Raw genomic sequence first — 18,529 nt, forward strand, 5'->3', positions numbered from 1 at the left:
TCAATGAGTTACGTGCGTACGGCGATCCCGTCCAGCACCATCGACAGGTACTGCCGGGCGATCTCCTCCGGGCTGTGCTGTCCGCCGGGCCGGTACCAGGACGCGGCGACCCACACGGTGTCGCGTACGAACCGGTAGGTGAGCCGGACGTCGAGGTCGGCCCGGAACACCTCGGCGGCGACTCCGCGCTCCAGCGTGGACAGCCATGCCTTCTCGAACTTGCGCTGCGACTCGGCGAGGAACGCGAACCGCTCCTGCGCGACCAGCTGCTTGCTCTCCTTCTGGTAGATCGCTACTGCGGCGCGGTGCCGGTCGATCTCCCGGAACGACTCGGTGACCAGGGCTTCGAGGGTCTCGCGGGGCCCGAGTTCGGCGCCCAGGACGGCGTCGTAGCCGCCCCAGAGCTCGTCGAGGAAGGTCCGCAGGATCTCCTCCAGCATCGACTCCTTGGAGTCGAAGTGGTAGTAGAGGCTGCCCGCGAGCATGCCCGCGTGGTCCGCGATCTTGCGCACGGTCGTGGCGTTGTAGCCCTGCTCGGCGAAGACCTCGGCGGCGGTGTCGAGGAGCTCGCGACGGCGGGCGGGCGTGGCGGTCACCTGGGGGTTCTTCTTGGTCGGCACGGGTCCATTGTGGTCCTAGGTGCTCCTATGGGTGCTGGCTGCTGACGGCGACGACCTCGCCCGTCATGTACGACGAGTAGCCCGACGCCAGGAACACGATCACGTTGGCCACCTCCCAGGGTTCGGCGTACCGTCCGAAGGCCTCGCGCGAAGTCAGCTCCTCCAGCAGCTCCGGCGTCGTCACTTTCACGAGGTGCGGGTGCATGGCGAGGCTCGGCGACACCGCGTTGACGCGCACCCCGTACTCGGCCGCCTCCAGCGCCGCACACCGGGTCAGCGCCATCACGCCGGCCTTCGCGGCGGCATAGTGCGCCTGCCCGGCCTGGGCACGCCAGCCGACGACGGAGGCGTTGTTGACGATCACGCCGTCGCCGGTCTCCTTCATGCGGCGGAGTGCGGCCCGGGTGCACCGGAAGGTGCCATTCAGCGTCACGTCGAGCACCCGCGACCACTGCTCGTCGGACATGTCGACGAGGGCCGAGGTGCCGCCGAGACCGGCGTTGTTGACCACGATGTCGAGCCGGCCGTGCTCCCGGACCGCGGCCTCGAAGAGCTCGTACACCTGAGCCTCATCGGTGACGTCGCACGGCACCGCACCGACCGACCCCGTGCCGAACTCCCCGGCCAGCTGGGCCTCGTACTCCTTCAGCCGCCGCGCATGCGCGTCGCTGACCAGCACGCGCGCGCCCTCCTCCAGGAAGCGGCGTGCGGTGGCTCCGCCGATCCCGGCGCCCGCGGCAGCGGTGATGACGGCGGTACGCCCCGCCAGCAGCCCGTGCCCAGGCACGTACGCCGGACTCTCGACGCCTGTCATAGGGCCACGCTAACCTACCAAACACTTGTTAGGGAAGGATGGCCGTCGATGGATCTCACCTTCACGCGGGAAGAGGAGGCCTTCCGGGCCGAGGTACGCGCCTGGCTGGCGGCGCACGTACCCGCCGAGCCCCTCCCCTCCCTCGAGACGGAGGAGGGCTTCGCGGCGCACCGCGCGTGGGAGGCCGAGCTGGCCGCGGACCGCTGGTCGGTGGTGAACTGGCCGGCCGAGTACGGCGGGCGGGACGCGGGCCTCGTCCGCTGGCTGGTCTTCGAGGAGGAGTACTACGCGGCGGGCGCGCCCGGCCGGGTCGGCCAGAACGGCATCAGTCTGCTCGCGCCGACCCTCTTCGACCACGGCACCGAGGAGCAGCGGGCACGCGTGCTGCCGCCCATGGCCCGGGGCGAGGTGATCTGGGCGCAGGCGTGGTCGGAACCGGAGGCGGGCTCGGACCTGGCGTCCCTCAGGTCGAAGGCCGTCCGCGCACCGGGCGGCTGGCGCTTGAGCGGGCAGAAGACGTGGTCGTCGCGGGCGGCCTTCGCGGACCGCGCGTTCGGCCTGTTCCGCAGCGATCCGCACACCCCGAAGCCCCACCAGGGGCTGACCTACCTGATGTTCGACCTGCGTTCCCCGGGTGTCACGGTCCGCCCCATCGCCCGCCTCGACGGCAAGCCCGCCTTCGCCGAACTGTTCCTGGACGAGGTGTTCGTGCCGGACGAGGACGTGATCGGCGAGCCCGGCCAGGGCTGGCGGGTGGCGATGGCCACGGCGGGCAACGAGCGCGGGCTGATGCTCCGCTCCCCCGGCCGTTTCCTCGCGAGCGCCGACCGGCTGTTCCGACTCTGGCAGGCACAAGGCAGCCCGCAGGACACGAAGGACCGCGTGGCCGACGCCCTGATCGGCGCCCGCGCCTACCAGCTGTTCACGTACGCCGCCGCCTCCCGCTTCCTCGACGGCGCCTTACTCGGCCCGGAGTCCAGCCTGAACAAGGTCTTCTGGTCGGAGTACGACATCGCGCTGAACGAGACGGCCCTCGATCTCCTGGACGCGGAGGGCGAGTCGGCGGACAGCGACTGGGCGGAGCGGTACGTCTTCGCCCTCGCCGGCCCGATCTACGCGGGCACGAACGAGATCCAGCGGGACATCATCGCCGAGCGGCTGCTCGGCCTGCCGAAGGGACGCCGCTGATGCGTTTCCTCCTCGGCGCCGAGCAGCGCGCGTTCGCCGACTCGCTGGACGCGATGCTGACGGCCGCGGACACGCCGTCGGTGGTACGGGACTGGAGCCGGGGCGAGCATGCGAGTGGACGCGCGCTGTGGAGCCGTATCGCTCAGGCGGGGGTGTTCGCGCTGGCGGTTCCGGAGGAGTACGAGGGGATAGGGCGGCGCCCCGTCGAACTCGCCGTCTCCTTCGTCGAGTTGGGGCGGCACGCGGTGCCCGGGCCCCTGGTCGAGACCGTCACGGCTGCTGTGCTGCTCACTGAACCGGGCCCCGCCGAACGGCTGTTGCCCGCGCTGGCCTCGGGTGAGGCCATGGCGACGCTGGCGCCCTCGGGGTCGTACGCCCTGGACGGCGACGCGGCGACCACGCGCCTCGCCCTGACCCCCGACGGCCTGCGTCTCGCCCCCGGCCACGGTCCGGTGCGCCCCTCCCTCGACCCCGCCCGCCGCCTCACCGCCCTCACACCCGGCGGCGAACTCCTCACCTGCGACCCTCCCGTCACCCACGCCCTCACCACCGCCCGCCTCACCACCGCCGCCCAAGCCCTCGGAGTCGGCCTCGCGCTCCTCGACAGGACCGTGGCGTACGCGAAGCAGCGCACGCAGTTCGGCGTGCCCATAGGCTCGTTCCAGGCCGTCAAGCACCGGCTGGCCGACGCGAAGATCGCGCTGGAGTTCGCAGGTCCCCTGGTCTTCGGGGCCGCGCTGAGCATGGGCCCCGCCGAGGTGGCCGCCGCCAAGGTCGCGGCGTGCGAGGCGGCGTACGCCACCGCCCGTACGGCGCTCCAGTTGCACGGCGCGATCGGCTACACGGCGGAGTACGACTTGGCGCTGTGGCTGACCAAGGCCCGCGCCCTGCGTACCGCCTGGGGTAGTCCGCGGGAGTGCCGGGCCCTCGTCGTCAATGCTGGTGATCGCCGCTGGTGAGCTCCCGGAACTCCTCCACCGTCGGCTTCTCGATCCGCGTGTCGGGCCCGAACATGGCCCGGGACAGCCGGGCGCGCAGCCGCTGCGACGGCTTGACCCGGCGGCGGACACCGCCCGCGTCGACGAGCGGCCCGATCTCGTACGGCGGGTTCTGCTCGTGCTGGGTGAGGGTGAACAGCTGCGCCTGTGAGAGAGGCTCGTGGACCTCGACGTACTCGCCGTTCGGCAGCCGTTTGATGGTGCCCGTCTCCCTGCCGTGCAGCACCTTGGCCCGGTCCCGGCGCTGCAGACCGAGACAGATCCGTTTCGTCACGATGAAGGCGAGGACCGGCACCACGAAGACCCCCACCCGGACGAACCAGGTGATCGCGTTGAGGGACAGGTGCAGCCGCAAGGCCACGATGTCGTTGCCGCCGCCGATCAGCAGCACGCAGTACAGACTCAGCCAGGCCACGCCGAGGCCGGTGCGCACGGGCGCGTTGCGCGGGCGGTCCAGGATGTGGTGCTCGCGTTTGTCGCCGGTGATCCACGCCTCGATGAAGGGATACACGCCGATGGCGAGCATGACCAGCGGGAACAGCGCGAACGGGATGAACACGCCCAGCGCCAGCGTGTGGCCCCAGAGGTTGATCTCCCATCCCGGCATCACCCGGATCAGTCCCTCGGAGAAGCCGAGATACCAGTCGGGCTGGGCGCCGGTGGTGACGAGATCGGCACGGTAGGGGCCGAAGGCCCACACGGGGTTGATCTGGGCGATGCCGCCCATCAGCGTCAGGGTGCCGAAGACGAGGAAGAAGAAGCCGCCCGCCTTGGCCATGTAGACCGGCAGGAAGGGCATGCCGATGACGGTCTTCTCACCCCGGCCGGGGCCCGGGTACTGGGTGTGCTTGTGGTAGAAGACCAGGATCAGGTGCGCGGCCACCAGACCCAGCATGATCCCGGGCAGCAGCAGCACATGGATCGGGAAGAGCCGCGCGATGATGTCGTCCCCCGGGAACTCCCCGCCGAAGAGGAAGAAGGACAGGTACGTCCCCACGATCGGGATGGACAGGATGGCGCCCTGGGCGAAGCGGAGGCCGGTGCCGGACAGCAGGTCGTCGGGCAGGGAGTAGCCGGTCAGGCCGGTGATGATGCCCAGCATCAGCAGGGTCCAGCCGAACAGCCAGTTGACCTCGCGCGGCTTGCGGAAGGCGCCGGTGAAGAACACCCGCATCATGTGCGAGAGCATGGCGGTGACGAAGACCAGCGCGGCCCAGTGGTGGATCTGCCGGATCAGCAGCCCGCCGCGCACGTCGAAGCTGATGTCCAGCGTGGACTCGAAGGCCCTGGTCATCATGACGCCGTTGAGCGGCTCGTACGAGCCGTGGTAGACGACCTCGACACTGCTCGGCTCGAAGAACAGGGTGAGGTAGACGCCGGTGAGGATCAGGACGACGAAGCTGTAGAGGGCGACCTCGCCCAGCATGAAGGACCAGTGGTCCGGGAAGACCTTGCGCATGTTGGCCTTGGCCAGCGCATAGATCCCGAGCCGCCCGTCTGCCCAGTCTGCGAGCCTCTCGCCCCTGCCGGGAGGCTCCCGGCGGGCGGACCGCGCCGCCGCGTTCCCCGAACGTGCGCCGTCGTCCATACGTCGCCGCCTTCCCCGTCGGATCTCTCTCAGCGTGGCACAGGCACGGCCCCGCGGCCACGCCAACAGGGCGGGCGCCACGGCTGTGCCGATCGGGGGGAGCAGGCCCCCTGGTGCGGTCGGCGCACCGCCGGCATCGGCGTCACCGACCGCACCGGCCTCACCGACCGCACCGGCGTCACCGACCGCACCGGCGTCACCGGCCGCCCCACTTCTCCCGCAGCACCTCCTCCGCCGGTTTGCCGTGCGGTGTGTACGCCAGCCGCCTCGGCGTCTCGGCGCTGTCCGGCCAGTCGTCCCACATCCACCAGCAGACCCCGGCCCACCAGCGCCGGCCCGTGAAGGCGTCCAGCAGCGCCCGGTAGGCGGCGGCCTGTTCGGCGTCCCCGGCGCGGCGGCTCACCGTCCAGGAGTACGGGGCGGTCGTCGCCCCGCGTTGGCTGACGTAGCCCGCCTCGGTGAACAGGATCCGCCGGTCGTGGCGCCGGGCGAAGGAGGCGAGCCGCTCGCCGATCGGCTCCCAGGCGCGGCGCAGCCGGTCGGGGTCGTCGGTGGGGTGCTCGGCCAGCGGCCAGTAGGCGTCGATGCCGATGAGGTCGAGCTGTGTCCAGAAGCGGATGCGCTCGTACTCGTCGTAGTTGGCGGCGTAGGTCAGGGGGCCGTCGTAGCGGTCGCGGACCGCTTGGACGACCTGCGTCCAGGCGGTGTCGTCGCCGGAGACTCCGGCCAGTTCGGTGCCGACCGCGAACTGCTCGGCGCGGGTGGCCGCCGCGAGGTCGGCGTAGTGGGTGATGAAGCTCCGGTACGCGGTGAACCAGGCGGCGCGGTCGCGGGGGCGGATCTCGGCGCGGTCGCCGTCGCCGGGCAGATCGACATGCGGTTTGATCATCACCTTGAGGCCCGTGGCGTGTGCGCGGCGCACGATCCGCTTGAGGGCGGCGTCGCTCGCCGTCTCCTGTGTGGGGCGCATGACGGAGTCGTCGGGGCGCCGCTGGTACCAGGTCGGCGTGAAGGTGACCCAGCGGGCCCCGGTCTCCTTGATGTCCCGCAGATAGCGGTCGGCGGCGGGGCTGTCGTAGTCGGTGCGGTACCAGGAGGGCAGGGTGATGCCCCGCATCACCCTCGTATCCGTATGCGTATCCGTATCCGGGTCGGCCGCCGTGCCGTCGGCGGAGCAGGCGCCGACGGCGAGGAGGACCGCCGCCAGGCCGGCGACGGTCCTCCCCCTCACGCCTTCCTCCTCGGTACCGGCTTCACAGGGTCGCCGGGTTGACGAAGGTGTAGCCGAGCGCCTTGATGCCCTCGACGGTCTGCTTCAACGGCTCGACCGGGAAGTACGGGTGGTAGAAGAAGCTGGCGAACCCGTCCCGGACGGCGAGATTGGCCTTGGCCGAGGCGATGAGATCGGCCGGCAGCCGCGGCGGATGGTTGTTGTATTCCTCCGGCTCGTAATTCCCGATGTTCTCGGGAATCACTTTGGTCCCGTACACATCACGGACCACGTACGGGAAGAACTGCCCGATGAAACGGTTGGGGTCCGATGCGGCTCCGCTCAACGTCCCGGCGAAATACAGCGAACGTTCGAGACGGGCCGAGAAGTTCGAACTGAACACCTCGTAGTCGGTGCGGGAACCCGCATAGTGCGGCGTGGTCCACAGCGTCGGCTTCGGAAGCCCGGCGGCCGCGAACTCGGCCAGGCCGCTGTTGATCCTTCCCTGCGCCCAGGCGGCGGAGTCGCCGGGAATCGGACCGTCGTAGATGACACTGTTCGCGGCGTCCACATGGGCACGGTAGAACTCGAAGTCGTCCCCGCTGACGCCGTTGTACGGGTTGGCCGCGTTGCCGTACTGGTGCGTGTATCCGTGGTTCATCAGGACCGCACCCCGGGCGAGCATGTACTTCAGGGTATTGACCAGGTCCGGCCGCTGCGACAGCTTGATGGTCTCGGGGACGCCGTTGTTGTAGGTGCCGTTCGGGTCCGTGTAGACGGGGATGACATTGATGCCGTAGGGAATCCGCTGCGAGTAGAGATAGTCGGCGATCGCCTTCAGCTCGGCGGGTTCCGAGTTGGGGCTGATGTCCTCAAGGCGCACGATCGCGCGGTGCCGTTCGGCGGTGGCCGGCGCGAGGGCGTCGAAGAGGAGGTCCTCGAAGACGATGACACGGTCGCTCTCGGAAACGTACGCGAAGGGGATCTCACCGATGTAGGTGAGGTTGGAGGAGCGGACCGCCCAGCCGAAGGTCTTCCCACTTGAGGTGTCCAGGCCCTCCGCCAGCCGGGTGACCGCCGGATAGCCGGGTCCCGTGAGGACGTTGGGGCGCAGCACGCCGCTGTCCTGCCCGGCCGGGATCTTGCGGGTGAGGGTCTGTCCCTTGTACGTCACCTGCGTGACGGTGCCGATGGATCCGCCGTCCTCGTAGTACGACGTCGTCGGGTCCCAGCCGTACTTCTGCGTGAACTGGGGTACGCCCACCGCGCCCGCCATGTTCCAGATGTTGGCGCCCACCCAGGTCACGGGCTTGGTGGTGGTCAGCGCGTCCTGGTAGAAGGCGGCCGGGACGGCGTCCGGGACGTCACAGCAGTAGTAGGTCGAGCCGATGTAGATCGTGGCCGTGTACGAGTTGACCATGCCCGCGGTGTACTGCGAGACCGGCTTTGCGGTGACGGTGCCGAAGTGGCCGGCGAGGTTGGCGGCGGCCATCGCGTAGAGCTCGCCCAGGTGGCCGTAGGGGCCCGCGGTGTCGTAGAGCACGAGGGTGGTCGGGTCGGCCTGGATGCCGACGTCGGCGGCGTCGGCGGGCGCGGCCGCCGGGGTGGCCGCCGGGGTGGTGACGGTCGCCGGCGCGGGCTTCTTGCGGGCCTGGTCCTGGCGCGCCCGGTCGGCCTTGATCTGGGCCTTGGCCCAGCCCTTGAGATCGACGCGGTTGAGCCCGGACGTCGTACCGCTCGCCTCGCCGGGATTCCGCTTTTCTCCGGCCGCCTGGGCCCCCGCGGCCAGGAATGTGCCGCTCAGCAGGGCGGCGACGAGCAGGAGAAGCAAGGAGAATTTCGAGATTCCTCTTCTGCTTCTGTCGGGTCTGTAGGTCCCGTTCAATGACCTCACGATCATTCCCCCCAACTTTGCCATTCATTGGCAAAGTCTTTTGGCGACAAGAAGCCACCGATTCTTCTTCGCGATCAAGAAGGGTGTCAACGGACCGACGGATGAATTCCCAGGGACCGGCAGGATCCCGCCAGAAGATCTGCCAGAAGATCTGCCAGAAGATCGACATCGCCCTTTTCTCGAATGCCTTCATCATCGGCCCGGACGTCTGCTAGGTTCACTTCCGCGCGTTGGGGACGCGCTGTGAAAAGTGGGGGGACAATGTATGGACGACCCGCTCTGGGGTCACTGCTGCCCCTGGCAGGGGTGATGGCGGCACCGGAAGCGATACCGGGCTTACCCTGGGCCAGAGCTTTACAGGCGACGGCCGGTGCCGGATTCCTCTTCTACTGTCTGACGGCCTGCCTGATACTCCTCGCCCGGGCGAAACTGCGCAGACAGGCGCGCCGGGCGCAGGTCGAAACCGGGAGCACGCATGATCGTTGAAGTGCTCCTGGGATCGAGCATCACCTTGATCGTGCTGGCCGGCTGCTACAACTCAGGACTGTTTCTCCTGTCCCGACGCAGAATTCGCCGCGTCCCTGCGGAACGGAGAGAACGGTTCTACGTATTCCTGCTGGCGTGCCTCAACGAGGAGAAGGTACTCGCCGAAAGCCTGGCCCGGATCACCTCGCTGCCCGCCGGGAATTTCCTGGCGCTGGTGATCGACGACGCCTCCGACGACCGTACGGCCGAGATCGCGCTGGCCGCCGACCCCGACCGGGTCCGGCTGCACCGGCGCACCCTGCCGAACGCCCGCCGGGGCAAGGGGGCCGCCCTCAACGACGGCGTACGGCACCTCAGGGAGTCCGGTCTGCTCTACGGCCGTGACCCCGCCGACGTGATCCTCTGTGTCGTCGACGCGGACGGACGCCTCGACCCACATGTCGTGCAGGCGGTCGACCCCAGTTTCGACGACCCACAAACGGGCGCGGTTCAGGTCTGCGTCCGGATGTACAACCGGCACCTGGGGCTGCTCGCCCGTATGCAGGACATGGAGTTCGTCGTCTACGGCGACGTCTTCCAGAGCGCCCGCCGCTTCATCGGCAGCGTGGGCATGGGCGGCAACGGGCAGTTCATGCGGCTGTCGGCGCTCAACTCCCTCGACGGGGACGGCCCGTGGAGCGACAGCCTGACCGAGGACCTCGACCTCGGGGTGCGGCTGATCGCCAAGGGCTGGACCAACCAGCACTGCACCACCGCCGCGGTCTCCCAGCAGGCCGTGCTCAGCCTGCGGCGGCTGCTGCGCCAGCGATCCCGCTGGTTCCAGGGCCATCTGCAGTCGGCCGGTCTCGTCCCGCTCATCCTGCGGGACGTGCCGACCCGGGCCGCGCTGGACATGCTGTACCACCTCTCCAGCCCGGTGCTGATCCTGCTCACCTCGCTGCTGCCGCTGTCCTTCCTCGTCGCCCTGGGCGCCACCACCGTGGCCTCCGTCCAGGAGGGACAGGCGCTGATCTCGCCCATGTGGCTGCTCGGCCCGTATGTGCTGTCGTTCACGGCCGCCTACGCGTACGGCTTCGTCTACGCCAAGCGTGAGCGGGACCTCGGGCTGGTGCGCTCGGTGCTGCTCGCGCACGTCTTCGTCTTCTACGGCTACATCTGGTTCGCCGCCGGCTGGTGGGGGCTGTGGCGGATGCTCACCGGCAAGCGGGCCTGGCTGAAGACCGCCCGCACCTGACCGAACCGGCGCGGCCCGTTTCTCTCCTCTGCTTTCTCTCATCTGCTTTCTTCACCCTCGCGCGGCCCTGCGACCGCGCGCGCCCAAGGGGGGCTCATGTCCACAGTTCCGTCAGCCACGCCCGTACGCGCCATGCTGGTGCTCGGCACCCGGCCCGAGGCGATCAAACTGGCGCCGGTGGCGCGGGCGATGGCCGCCGGCACACAGTTCGAGCCGGTCGTCGTCACCACCGGCCAGCACCGGGAGATGCTCCACCAGATGCTCGGCCTGCTGTGCGTCGACGCCCGTATCGCCCTCGACGTGATGCGCAACCGCCAGCAGCTCTCCGAACTGACCGCCCGTCTGGTCGGCGAACTCGGCGAGGTCATACGGGCCCAGCGGCCTGACCTGGTCGTGGTGCAGGGGGACACCACGACCGCACTGGCCGGCTCCCTGGCCGCCTTCTACGAGAAGATCCCGGTCGCCCACGTCGAGGCCGGACTGCGCACCGGCGTCGTGGACAACCCCTTCCCGGAGGAACTCAACCGCCGCCTGATCGGGCGCATCGCCCGCTGGCACTTCGCCCCGACCCCGCGCGCGGCCCGGCACCTGAAGGACGAAGGCGTTCCCGCGGAGCAGGTGTTCACCACCGGCAACACGGTGATCGACAACCTGCTGTGGGTGCTGGCCGAGGGCACCGGCACCTCCGCGTTCCGCACCGGCGCGAAACGGGTCCTGGTGACCCTGCACCGCCGGGAGAACCAAGGCGAGAGGATGCGCGGCATGGGCCGGGCGCTGCGCCGGCTCGCCCGGCGCGGGGACGTGGAGATCGTGCTGCCGCTGCACCGGAGCCCGGCCGTCCGGGACGTGCTGCTGCCCGAACTCGACGGCCACGAAGGGATCTCGCTCGTCGAGCCGCTCGGCTACCTCGACTTCGCGGCGACGCTCGCCGACTGCGACCTCGTGCTGACCGACTCCGGCGGCATACAGGAGGAAGCCCCGAGCCTCGGCAAGCCGGCGCTGGTGCTGCGGACCACCACCGAACGTCCGGAAGCGGTCGAGGCGGGCGCGGCCCGGCTGGTGGGCACGGATCCGGAGGCCATCGTGAGCGCCGCCGAGGAACTGCTCGACGATCCGGTGGCGTACGGGCGGATGGCGGGCGCGGGCAACCCGTTCGGCGACGGGCGGGCCGCCGAGCGCGTCCTGGCGCAACTGGCCGAGGACTTCCCCGCCGATGTGCCGGTCACCATGTCCGCGTCCGGGCCATACTCGACGGCATGACGCCGTTACTCCTGCGCCCCCGTCGACGGATCCGCCTGGTGTCGCCGGAGTTTCCGTGGGGGCGCAGGAGCGGGGTCCTCGCCGCCGTGGGGCTGACTCTCGCGCTGGCCGTCGTGCTGGCGGTCACGCTGAGCCAGTGCGGTGCGGAGCAGGACGATCCGACGCCGCCCGTGCCCTGGGCCGACGGCTCCACCCACGGCCGCTGGACCTCGGTGTTCAACGGCCACGGCACCAACACCGGCGACGACGACTCCCTGTTCCTGTCGCCGAAGGCGGCCCAGGACCCCGGCAGCACGCACGCCGGACTGATCGTGAGCACCCAGTCGTACGGCGACGTCCGCCTCCGGGCCCGCATGCGGACCGTGGAGCAGCTGCGCACCCCGCACCCGAACCCGTGGGAGGTGCCGTGGCTGGTCTGGGCGTACACCGACCCGGAGCACTTCTACTACATCACCCTCAAACCGAACGGCTGGGAGCTCGGCAAGCGCGACCCCGCCTACCCGGGCGGCCAGCGCTTCCTGGCGACGGGGCACGAGGAGTACCCGGTGGACGAGTGGTACGAGGTGCGGGTCGAGCAGCGTGGGGCGGAGCTGAGGGTCGCGGTGGGCGGGCAGGACCTGGTGAAGTTCACCGACGCCGAACGCCCTTACCTGCAGGGGCAGGTGGGGGCGTACACCGAGGACGCGACGGTGGAGTTCGAGGGTCTCGAGGCGAGTTCCTAGACATGCGGCGGCGCCTGCCCATTCGTCCGGTCGGGGACTGGCGGGCAGGCGCCGTCTGGTGTTCCGTACGCCTTTGTACGGGACGTCTGTTGAGGTGTTGTTCCTCGGGAACCGTCAGACCATCAGCGAACGGTCCGTCGGCCGGATCGGCGCCGGCAGGTCGCTGGCGCCGGTCAGGAAGCGGTCCACACCGCGGGCGGCCGAGCGGCCCTCGGCGATCGCCCACACGATCAGCGACTGACCACGACCCGCGTCACCGGCGACATACACGCCCGGCACGTTGGTCTGGAAGTCGGCGTCGCGGGCGATGTTGCCGCGCTCGTCGAGGTCCAGGCCGAACTGGTCCACGAGGCCGTTCTCGCGGTCCGTGCCGGTGAAGCCCATCGCCAGCGTCACCAGCTGGGCGGGGATCTTGCGCTCCGTGCCCGGCTTCGAGGTCAGCTTGCCGTCGATGAACTCGACCTCGCTGAGGTGCAGCCACTGGACGTTGCCGTCCTCGTCGCCCTCGAAGTGGGTGGTGGAGACGGAGTAGATCCGATCGCCGCCCTCCTCGTGCGCGGAGGTGACCTTGTAGAGCATCGGGAAGGTCGGCCACGGCTGGGCGACCGGGTTCCGCTCGTCGTTCGGGCGGGGCATGATCTCCAGCTGCGTGACGGAGGCCGCGCCCTGGCGGTGGGCGGTGCCCACGCAGTCGGCGCCGGTGTCGCCACCGCCGATGACCACGACGTGCTTGCCCTCGGCCGAGATCGGGGGCGCCACGAAGTCGCCCTCCTGCACCTTGTTGGCCAGGGGCAGGTACTCCATGGCCTGGTAGATGCCCTTGAGCTCGCGGCCGGGAACGGGGAGGTCACGTGCGGTCGTCGCGCCGGCGGCGATGACGATCGCGTCGTACCGCTTCTTCAGGTCCGTCGCCTTCAGGTCGCGGCCGATCTCGATTCCGGTGCGGAAGCGGGTGCCCTCCGCGCGCATCTGCTCGATACGGCGGTTGATGTGCCGCTTCTCCATCTTGAACTCGGGGATGCCGTACCGGAGGAGGCCTCCGATGCGGTCCGCGCGCTCGTAGACGGCGACGGTGTGGCCGGCCCGGGTCAGCTGCTGGGCGGCGGCCAGGCCCGCCGGGCCCGAGCCGATGACGGCGACCGTCTTGCCGGACAGGCGCTCCGGGATCTGCGGGGCGACGTCACCGGTCTCCCACGCCTTGTCGATGATCGAGACCTCGACGTTCTTGATGGTGACGGCCGGCTGGTTGATGCCCAGCACACACGCCGACTCGCACGGGGCCGGGCACAGCCGCCCGGTGAACTCCGGGAAGTTGTTCGTCGCGTGCAGGCGCTCCGAGGCGGCCGCCCAGTCCTCGCGGTAGGCGTAGTCGTTCCACTCGGGGATCAGGTTCCCCAGCGGACAGCCGTTGTGGCAGAACGGGATGCCGCAGTCCATGCACCGGCTGGCCTGCTTGCTGATGATCGGCAGCAGGGAGCCGGGGACGTAGACCTCGTTCCAGTCCTTGACGCGCTCATCGACGGGGCGGGTCCTGGCGACCTCGCGGCCGTGGTTGAGAAAGCCCTTGGGATCAGCCATTGGTCGCCGCCTCCATCATCTTCTCGGTGATCTCGGTCTCGGAGAGACCGGCTCGCTCGGCGGCGTCCTTGGCGGCGAGCACTGCCTTGTACGTGCTGGGGATGATCTTGCTGAAACGCTCCACGGACGCGTCCCAGTTGGCGAGCAGCTTCTCGGCGACCGTCGAGCCGGTCTCCTCGGCGTGGCGGCGCACCACGTCGTGCAGCCACTGCTTGTCGTCGTCGTCCAGGGCCTCGACCGCGCCCACGTTGCCGACGTTGACGTTGTCGCGGTTCAGGTCGATGACGTACGCGATGCCGCCGGACATGCCGGCCGCGAAGTTGCGCCCGGTCTCGCCCAGGACCACCGCGTGGCCGCCGGTCATGTACTCGCAGCCGTGGTCGCCCACGCCCTCGGAGACGACCAGCGCACCGGAGTTGCGGACACAGAACCGCTCGCCCGTACGGCCGCGCAGGAACAGCTCACCGCCGGTCGCGCCGTACGCGATCGTGTTGCCCGCGATCGTCGAGAACTCGGCGAGGTGGTCGGCGCCCCGGTCCGGACGCACGATCACCCGGCCGCCGGAGAGGCCCTTGCCGACGTAGTCGTTGGCGTCGCCCTCCAGGCGCAGCGTGACACCGCGCGGCAGGAAGGCACCGAAGGACTGGCCCGCCGAGCCGGTGAAGGTGATGTCGATGGTGTCGTCGGGCAGACCCGCCCCGCCGAACTTCTTCGTCACCTCGTGGCCGAGCATGGTGCCGACCGTGCGGTTGATGTTGCGGATGGCGACCTGGGCGCGCACCGGCTGCGCGTCGGTCGCGGAGTCCGCGGCGAGCGCGTCGGCGGCCAGCTTGATCAGCTCGTTGTCGAGCGCCTTCTCCAGGCCGTGGTCCTGCGCGATCAGCTGGTGGCGCACCGCGCCGTCGGGCAGCTCGGGCACGTGGAACAGCGGCTCCAGGTCCAGGCCCTGCGCCTTCCAGTGATCGACCGCGCGGGTCACGTCGAGGGTCTCGGCGTGGCCGACGGCCTCCTCGATGGAGCGGAAGCCCAGCTCGGCGAGGATCTCGCGGACCTCTTCGGCGATGTACCGGAAGAAGTTCACGACGTACTCGGCCTTGCCGTTGAACCGATCCCTGAGGGTCGGGTTCTGCGTGGCGATGCCGACCGGGCAGGTGTCCAGGTGGCAGACGCGCATCATGACGCAGCCGGAGACGACGAGCGGCGCGGTCGCGAAACCGAACTCCTCGGCGCCGAGCAGCGCGGCGATGACGACGTCGCGGCCGGTCTTCAGCTGACCGTCGGTCTGCACGACGATGCGGTCGCGCAGGCCGTTGAGCAGCAGCGTCTGCTGGGTCTCGGCGAGGCCGAGCTCCCAGGGACCGCCCGCGTGCTTCAGCGAGGTCAGCGGCGAGGCACCCGTACCGCCGTCGTGGCCGGAGATGAGCACGACATCCGCGTGCGCCTTCGACACACCCGCGGCGACCGTGCCGACACCGACCTCGGAGACCAGCTTGACGTGGATCCGCGCCTGCGGGTTCGCGTTCTTCAGGTCGTGGATCAGCTGGGCCAGGTCCTCGATGGAGTAGATGTCGTGGTGCGGCGGCGGGGAGATGAGCCCCACGCCCGGCGTGGAGTGCCGGGTCTTCGCCACCCACGGGTACACCTTGTGGCCGGGCAGCTGGCCGCCCTCGCCGGGCTTGGCGCCCTGGGCCATCTTGATCTGGATGTCGTCGGCGTTGACCAGGTACTCGGACGTCACACCGAAGCGGCCGGAGGCGACCTGCTTGATCGACGACCGGCGCGCCGGGTCGTACAGGCGGTCCGCGTCCTCGCCGCCCTCACCGGTGTTGGACTTGCCGCCCAGCTGGTTCATGGCGATGGCGAGGGTCTCGTGCGCCTCCTTGGAGATGGAGCCGTACGACATAGCGCCGGTGGAGAAGCGCTTGACGATCTCGCTGACCGGCTCGACCTCGTCGATGGAGATCGGCTGCCGGTCGCTCTTGAACCCGAACAGGCCGCGCAGTGTCATCAGGCGCTCGGACTGCTCGTTCACGCGCTCGGTGTACTTCTTGAAGATGTCGTAGCGGCCGGTGCGCGTGGAGTGCTGGAGGCGGAAGACCGTCTCCGGGTCGAACAGGTGCGGCTCGCCCTCGCGGCGCCACTGGTACTCGCCGCCTATGTCGAGGGCGCGGTGGGCCGGCGCGATGCCGGAGGCCGGGTAGGCCTTGGCGTGCCGGGCGGCGACCTCCTTGGCGATGACGTCGATGCCGACGCCGCCGATCTTGGTGGCCGTGCCGCTGAAGTACTTGTTGACGAACTGCTCGTCGAGGCCCACGGCTTCGAAGACCTGGGCGCCGCGGTAGGAGGCGACGGTCGAGATGCCCATCTTGGACATGACCTTCAGCACGCCCTTGCCGAGGGCGTAGATCAGGTTGCGGATGGCGTTCTCGGGCTCGACACCGGGGAGGAACGTCCCTGCGCGGACCAGGTCCTCGACGGACTCCATCGCCAGGTACGGGTTGACGGCGGCGGCGCCGAAGCCGATGAGCAGGGCGACGTGGTGGACCTCGCGGACGTCACCGGCCTCGACCAGCAGGCCCACCTGGGTGCGCTGCTTGGTGCGGATGAGGTGGTGGTGGACGGCCGCGGTGAGCAGCAGCGACGGGATCGGCGCGTGCTCGGCGTCCGAGTGACGGTCCGACAGGACGATCAGGCGGGCGCCGTTCTCTATGGCGGCGTCGGCCTCGGCGCAGATCTCCTCGATGCGCGCGGCGAGGGCGTCACCGCCGCCGGAGACCCGGTAGAGGCCGGAGAGCGTCGCGGCCTTCATGCCGGGCATGTCGCCGTCGGCGTTGATGTGGATGAGCTTGGCCAGCTCGTCGTTGTCGATGACCGGGAAGGGCAGCACGACGCTACGACAGGAGGCGGCCGTCGGCTCCAGCAGGTTGCCCTGCGGGCCCAGCGACGAGCGCAGACTCGTCACCAGTTCTTCCCGGATCGCGTCCAGCGGCGGGTTGGTGACCTGCGCGAACAGCTGGGTGAAGTAGTCGAAGAGCAGGCGCGGACGGTCCGACAGCGCGGCGATCGGCGAGTCGGTGCCCATCGAACCGATCGGCTCGGCACCGGCCTTGGCCATCGGCGCCAGGATGACGCGCAGCTCCTCCTCGGTGTAACCGAAGGTCTGCTGGCGGCGGGTGACCGAGGCGTGCGTGTGCACGATGTGCTCACGCTCGGGCAGGTCGGACAGCTCGATCTCGCCGGCCTCCAGCCACTCCGCGTACGGCTTCTCGGCGGCGAGCTCGGCCTTGATCTCGTCGTCCTCGATGATGCGGTGCTCGACGGTGTCGACGAGGAACATACGGCCGGGCTGCAGGCGGCCCTTGCGGACGACCTTGGCCGGGTCGATGTCGAGGACGCCGACCTCGGAGCCGAGGACGACGAGGCCGTCGTCGGTGACCCAGTAGCGGCCGGGACGCAGACCGTTGCGGTCGAGGACCGCGCCGACCTGCTTGCCGTCGGTGAAGGTGACGCAGGCCGGGCCGTCCCAGGGCTCCATCATCGTGGCGTGGAACTGGTAGAAGGCGCGCCGGGCCGGGTCCATGGAGTCGTGGTTCTCCCACGCCTCCGGGATCATCATCAGCACCGAGTGCGGCAGCGAACGGCCGCCCAGGTGCAGGAGTTCGAGGACCTCGTCGAAGGACGCCGAGTCGGAGGCGTCGGGCGTGCAGATCGGGAAGACCCGGTCGATCGTGTCCTGGTCACCGAACAGATCCGAGACGATCTGGGACTCGCGGGCCGCCATCCAGTTGCGGTTGCCCTTGACGGTGTTGATCTCACCGTTGTGCGCGACGAAGCGGTAGGGGTGGGCCAGGGGCCACGACGGGAACGTGTTCGTCGAGAACCGCGAGTGGACCAGCGCGATGGCCGACGCGAAGCGGCGGTCGGACAGGTCCGGGAAGAAGGGCTCCAGCTGGCCGGTGGTCAGCATGCCCTTGTAGACGATGGTCCGCGCGGAGAGGGAGGGGAAGTAGACGTCCACCTCGCGCTCGGCGCGCTTGCGCAGCACGAACGCCTTGCGGTCCAGGGCGATGTCCGTGGCGGGCACCGCGGATCCGTCCGCGACGAAGATCTGCCGGAAGACGGGCATCGTCGAACGGGCGGTGACGCCGAGGAGTTCGGGGGCGACGGGCATCTCGCGCCAGCCGAGGACGGTCAGGCCCTCCTCCGCGGCGATCGTCTCGATCCGTGAGACGGCTTCCGCGGCGGAATTCTCCGGCAGGAAGGCAATACCGACGGCGTACGCACCGGCCTCGGGCAGCTCGAATTCGGCCACCTCGCGGAAGAAGGCGTCCGGTACCTGGGAGAGGATGCCCGCGCCGTCACCCGAGTCGGGCTCGGCGCCGGTGGCACCGCGGTGCTCCAGGTTGCGCAGAACGGTCAGCGCCTGCTCGACCAGCGCATGGCTCGCCTCGCCGGTGAGGGTGGCCACGAAGCCGACGCCACAGGCGTCGTGCTCGTTGCGGGGGTCGTACATACCCTGCGCAGCAGGGCGAGCATCCATGAAGGACCAGTTCTGGCCATTCGCGGAGTGCTGGGACGGCTGGCGCGGCGTACGCATCGGCTCTCCCGTCGTCGTCATGTGGCATATGCAGATTGCCGAGGGACGACGTTGGCCCTCTGCGTGAGTACAAAATTTCGTGCAGGTTACATGATGGAGCGGTTCTCGGGAACCGGGATATTCCGTTCCAACATGCGGACGCCGCAGGTGCGCGGCGGGGGTACCGCGCTCGGCGGCGTGAAGTATTGGGGGACCAAAACGGATCGATCGGTCAGATCGATGCCCGTCGGCCCGACACGGCGAGGGAAGCGTCGTCGCCGACCCCGCGAGTGCGCCGCGGGCCTCATTGCCCACAGCGCTTACGGCTCATGCCCGGTGGTTAAGCATTCGAAACCAGCGA

The 18,529-nt window shown here is 69.6% G+C and carries 12 protein-coding genes; 5 read left to right on the forward strand and 7 right to left on the reverse strand.

The window, feature by feature from the left end; all coding sequences use genetic code 11:
• Nucleotides 1–8: 8 nt before the first annotated feature.
• The gene (locus tag CLM62_RS13650) at nucleotides 9–620 is read right to left on the reverse strand and encodes a TetR/AcrR family transcriptional regulator (protein WP_095750126.1); all 612 of its coding nucleotides are present in this window, start codon (nucleotides 618–620) and stop codon (nucleotides 9–11) included.
• A 25-nt stretch (nucleotides 621–645) separates the two neighbouring features.
• A complete protein-coding gene (locus CLM62_RS13655) occupies nucleotides 646–1,434 on the reverse strand; it encodes an SDR family oxidoreductase (protein WP_095750127.1) in 789 nt (262 codons plus the stop codon).
• Between the two features lie 48 nt (nucleotides 1,435–1,482).
• Here CLM62_RS13655 and CLM62_RS13660 point away from each other — a divergent pair, with 48 nt between their 5' ends.
• Nucleotides 1,483–2,622, forward strand: a complete 1,140-nt coding sequence (locus CLM62_RS13660) for an acyl-CoA dehydrogenase family protein (protein ID WP_095750128.1) — start codon at nucleotides 1,483–1,485, stop codon at nucleotides 2,620–2,622.
• A complete protein-coding gene (locus tag CLM62_RS13665; protein WP_095750129.1) occupies nucleotides 2,622–3,581 on the forward strand; it encodes an acyl-CoA dehydrogenase family protein in 960 nt (319 codons plus the stop codon). The genes CLM62_RS13660 and CLM62_RS13665 overlap by 1 nt, the downstream gene beginning before the upstream one ends.
• On the opposite strand, the gene CLM62_RS13670 is transcribed toward CLM62_RS13665, so the two are convergent.
• The 3 genes from CLM62_RS13670 to CLM62_RS13680 form a co-directional block, all read right to left on the reverse strand.
• A complete protein-coding gene (locus tag CLM62_RS13670) occupies nucleotides 3,556–5,208 on the reverse strand; it encodes a cytochrome bc complex cytochrome b subunit (RefSeq protein ID WP_095750130.1) in 1,653 nt (550 codons plus the stop codon). The genes CLM62_RS13665 and CLM62_RS13670 overlap by 26 nt on opposite strands.
• A gap of 196 nt (nucleotides 5,209–5,404) precedes the next feature.
• Nucleotides 5,405–6,439, reverse strand: a complete 1,035-nt coding sequence (locus CLM62_RS13675) for a hypothetical protein (protein WP_257003831.1) — start codon at nucleotides 6,437–6,439, stop codon at nucleotides 5,405–5,407.
• Nucleotides 6,440–6,461: 22 nt separating this feature from the next.
• On the reverse strand, nucleotides 6,462–8,249 hold the full coding sequence (locus tag CLM62_RS13680) for a polysaccharide deacetylase family protein (RefSeq protein ID WP_257003832.1): 1,788 nt from the start codon (nucleotides 8,247–8,249) through the stop codon (nucleotides 6,462–6,464).
• A gap of 538 nt (nucleotides 8,250–8,787) precedes the next feature.
• On the opposite strand from CLM62_RS13680, the gene CLM62_RS13685 reads away from it, so the two are divergent.
• From CLM62_RS13685 to CLM62_RS13695, 3 genes are all read left to right on the forward strand, one after another.
• Nucleotides 8,788–10,032: a glycosyltransferase family 2 protein gene (locus tag CLM62_RS13685; protein ID WP_095750132.1), complete on the forward strand. Its 1,245-nt coding sequence runs from the start codon at nucleotides 8,788–8,790 to the stop codon at nucleotides 10,030–10,032.
• Nucleotides 10,033–10,128: 96 nt separating this feature from the next.
• A complete protein-coding gene (gene wecB / locus CLM62_RS13690; protein WP_257003833.1) occupies nucleotides 10,129–11,292 on the forward strand; it encodes a non-hydrolyzing UDP-N-acetylglucosamine 2-epimerase in 1,164 nt (387 codons plus the stop codon).
• Entirely contained in the window at nucleotides 11,289–12,014 is a 726-nt protein-coding gene (locus CLM62_RS13695; protein ID WP_107483784.1) for a family 16 glycoside hydrolase, read from the forward strand. The genes wecB and CLM62_RS13695 overlap by 4 nt, the downstream gene beginning before the upstream one ends.
• Nucleotides 12,015–12,128: 114 nt before the next feature.
• Here the strand turns inward: CLM62_RS13695 and CLM62_RS13700 are convergent, their stop codons facing one another.
• On the reverse strand, nucleotides 12,129–13,592 hold the full coding sequence (locus tag CLM62_RS13700; RefSeq protein ID WP_095750135.1) for a glutamate synthase subunit beta: 1,464 nt from the start codon (nucleotides 13,590–13,592) through the stop codon (nucleotides 12,129–12,131).
• Entirely contained in the window at nucleotides 13,585–18,189 is a 4,605-nt protein-coding gene (gene gltB, locus CLM62_RS13705; RefSeq protein ID WP_095750136.1) for a glutamate synthase large subunit, read from the reverse strand. The genes CLM62_RS13700 and gltB overlap by 8 nt, the downstream gene beginning before the upstream one ends.
• Nucleotides 18,190–18,529 lie beyond the last annotated feature (340 nt).

The organism is Streptomyces sp. SA15 (assembly GCF_002291145.1).
Classification (GTDB): Bacteria; Actinomycetota; Actinomycetes; order Streptomycetales; family Streptomycetaceae; genus Streptomyces.

Excerpts from the sequence above, each read along its gene's own strand:
- CLM62_RS13655 (WP_095750127.1), bottom strand. The coding sequence starts at position 1,434 with ATGACAGGCGTCGAGAGTCCGGCGTACGTGCCTGGGCACGGGCTGCTG.
- CLM62_RS13660 (WP_095750128.1), top strand. The coding sequence starts at position 1,483 with ATGGATCTCACCTTCACGCGGGAAGAGGAGGCCTTCCGGGCCGAGGTA.
- CLM62_RS13665 (WP_095750129.1), top strand. The coding sequence starts at position 2,622 with ATGCGTTTCCTCCTCGGCGCCGAGCAGCGCGCGTTCGCCGACTCGCTG.
- CLM62_RS13670 (WP_095750130.1), bottom strand. The coding sequence starts at position 5,208 with ATGGACGACGGCGCACGTTCGGGGAACGCGGCGGCGCGGTCCGCCCGC.
- CLM62_RS13685 (WP_095750132.1), top strand. The coding sequence starts at position 8,788 with ATGATCGTTGAAGTGCTCCTGGGATCGAGCATCACCTTGATCGTGCTG.
- wecB (WP_257003833.1), top strand. The coding sequence starts at position 10,129 with ATGTCCACAGTTCCGTCAGCCACGCCCGTACGCGCCATGCTGGTGCTC.
- CLM62_RS13695 (WP_107483784.1), top strand. The coding sequence starts at position 11,289 with ATGACGCCGTTACTCCTGCGCCCCCGTCGACGGATCCGCCTGGTGTCG.
- CLM62_RS13700 (WP_095750135.1), bottom strand. The coding sequence starts at position 13,592 with ATGGCTGATCCCAAGGGCTTTCTCAACCACGGCCGCGAGGTCGCCAGG.
- gltB (WP_095750136.1), bottom strand. The coding sequence starts at position 18,189 with ATGCGTACGCCGCGCCAGCCGTCCCAGCACTCCGCGAATGGCCAGAAC.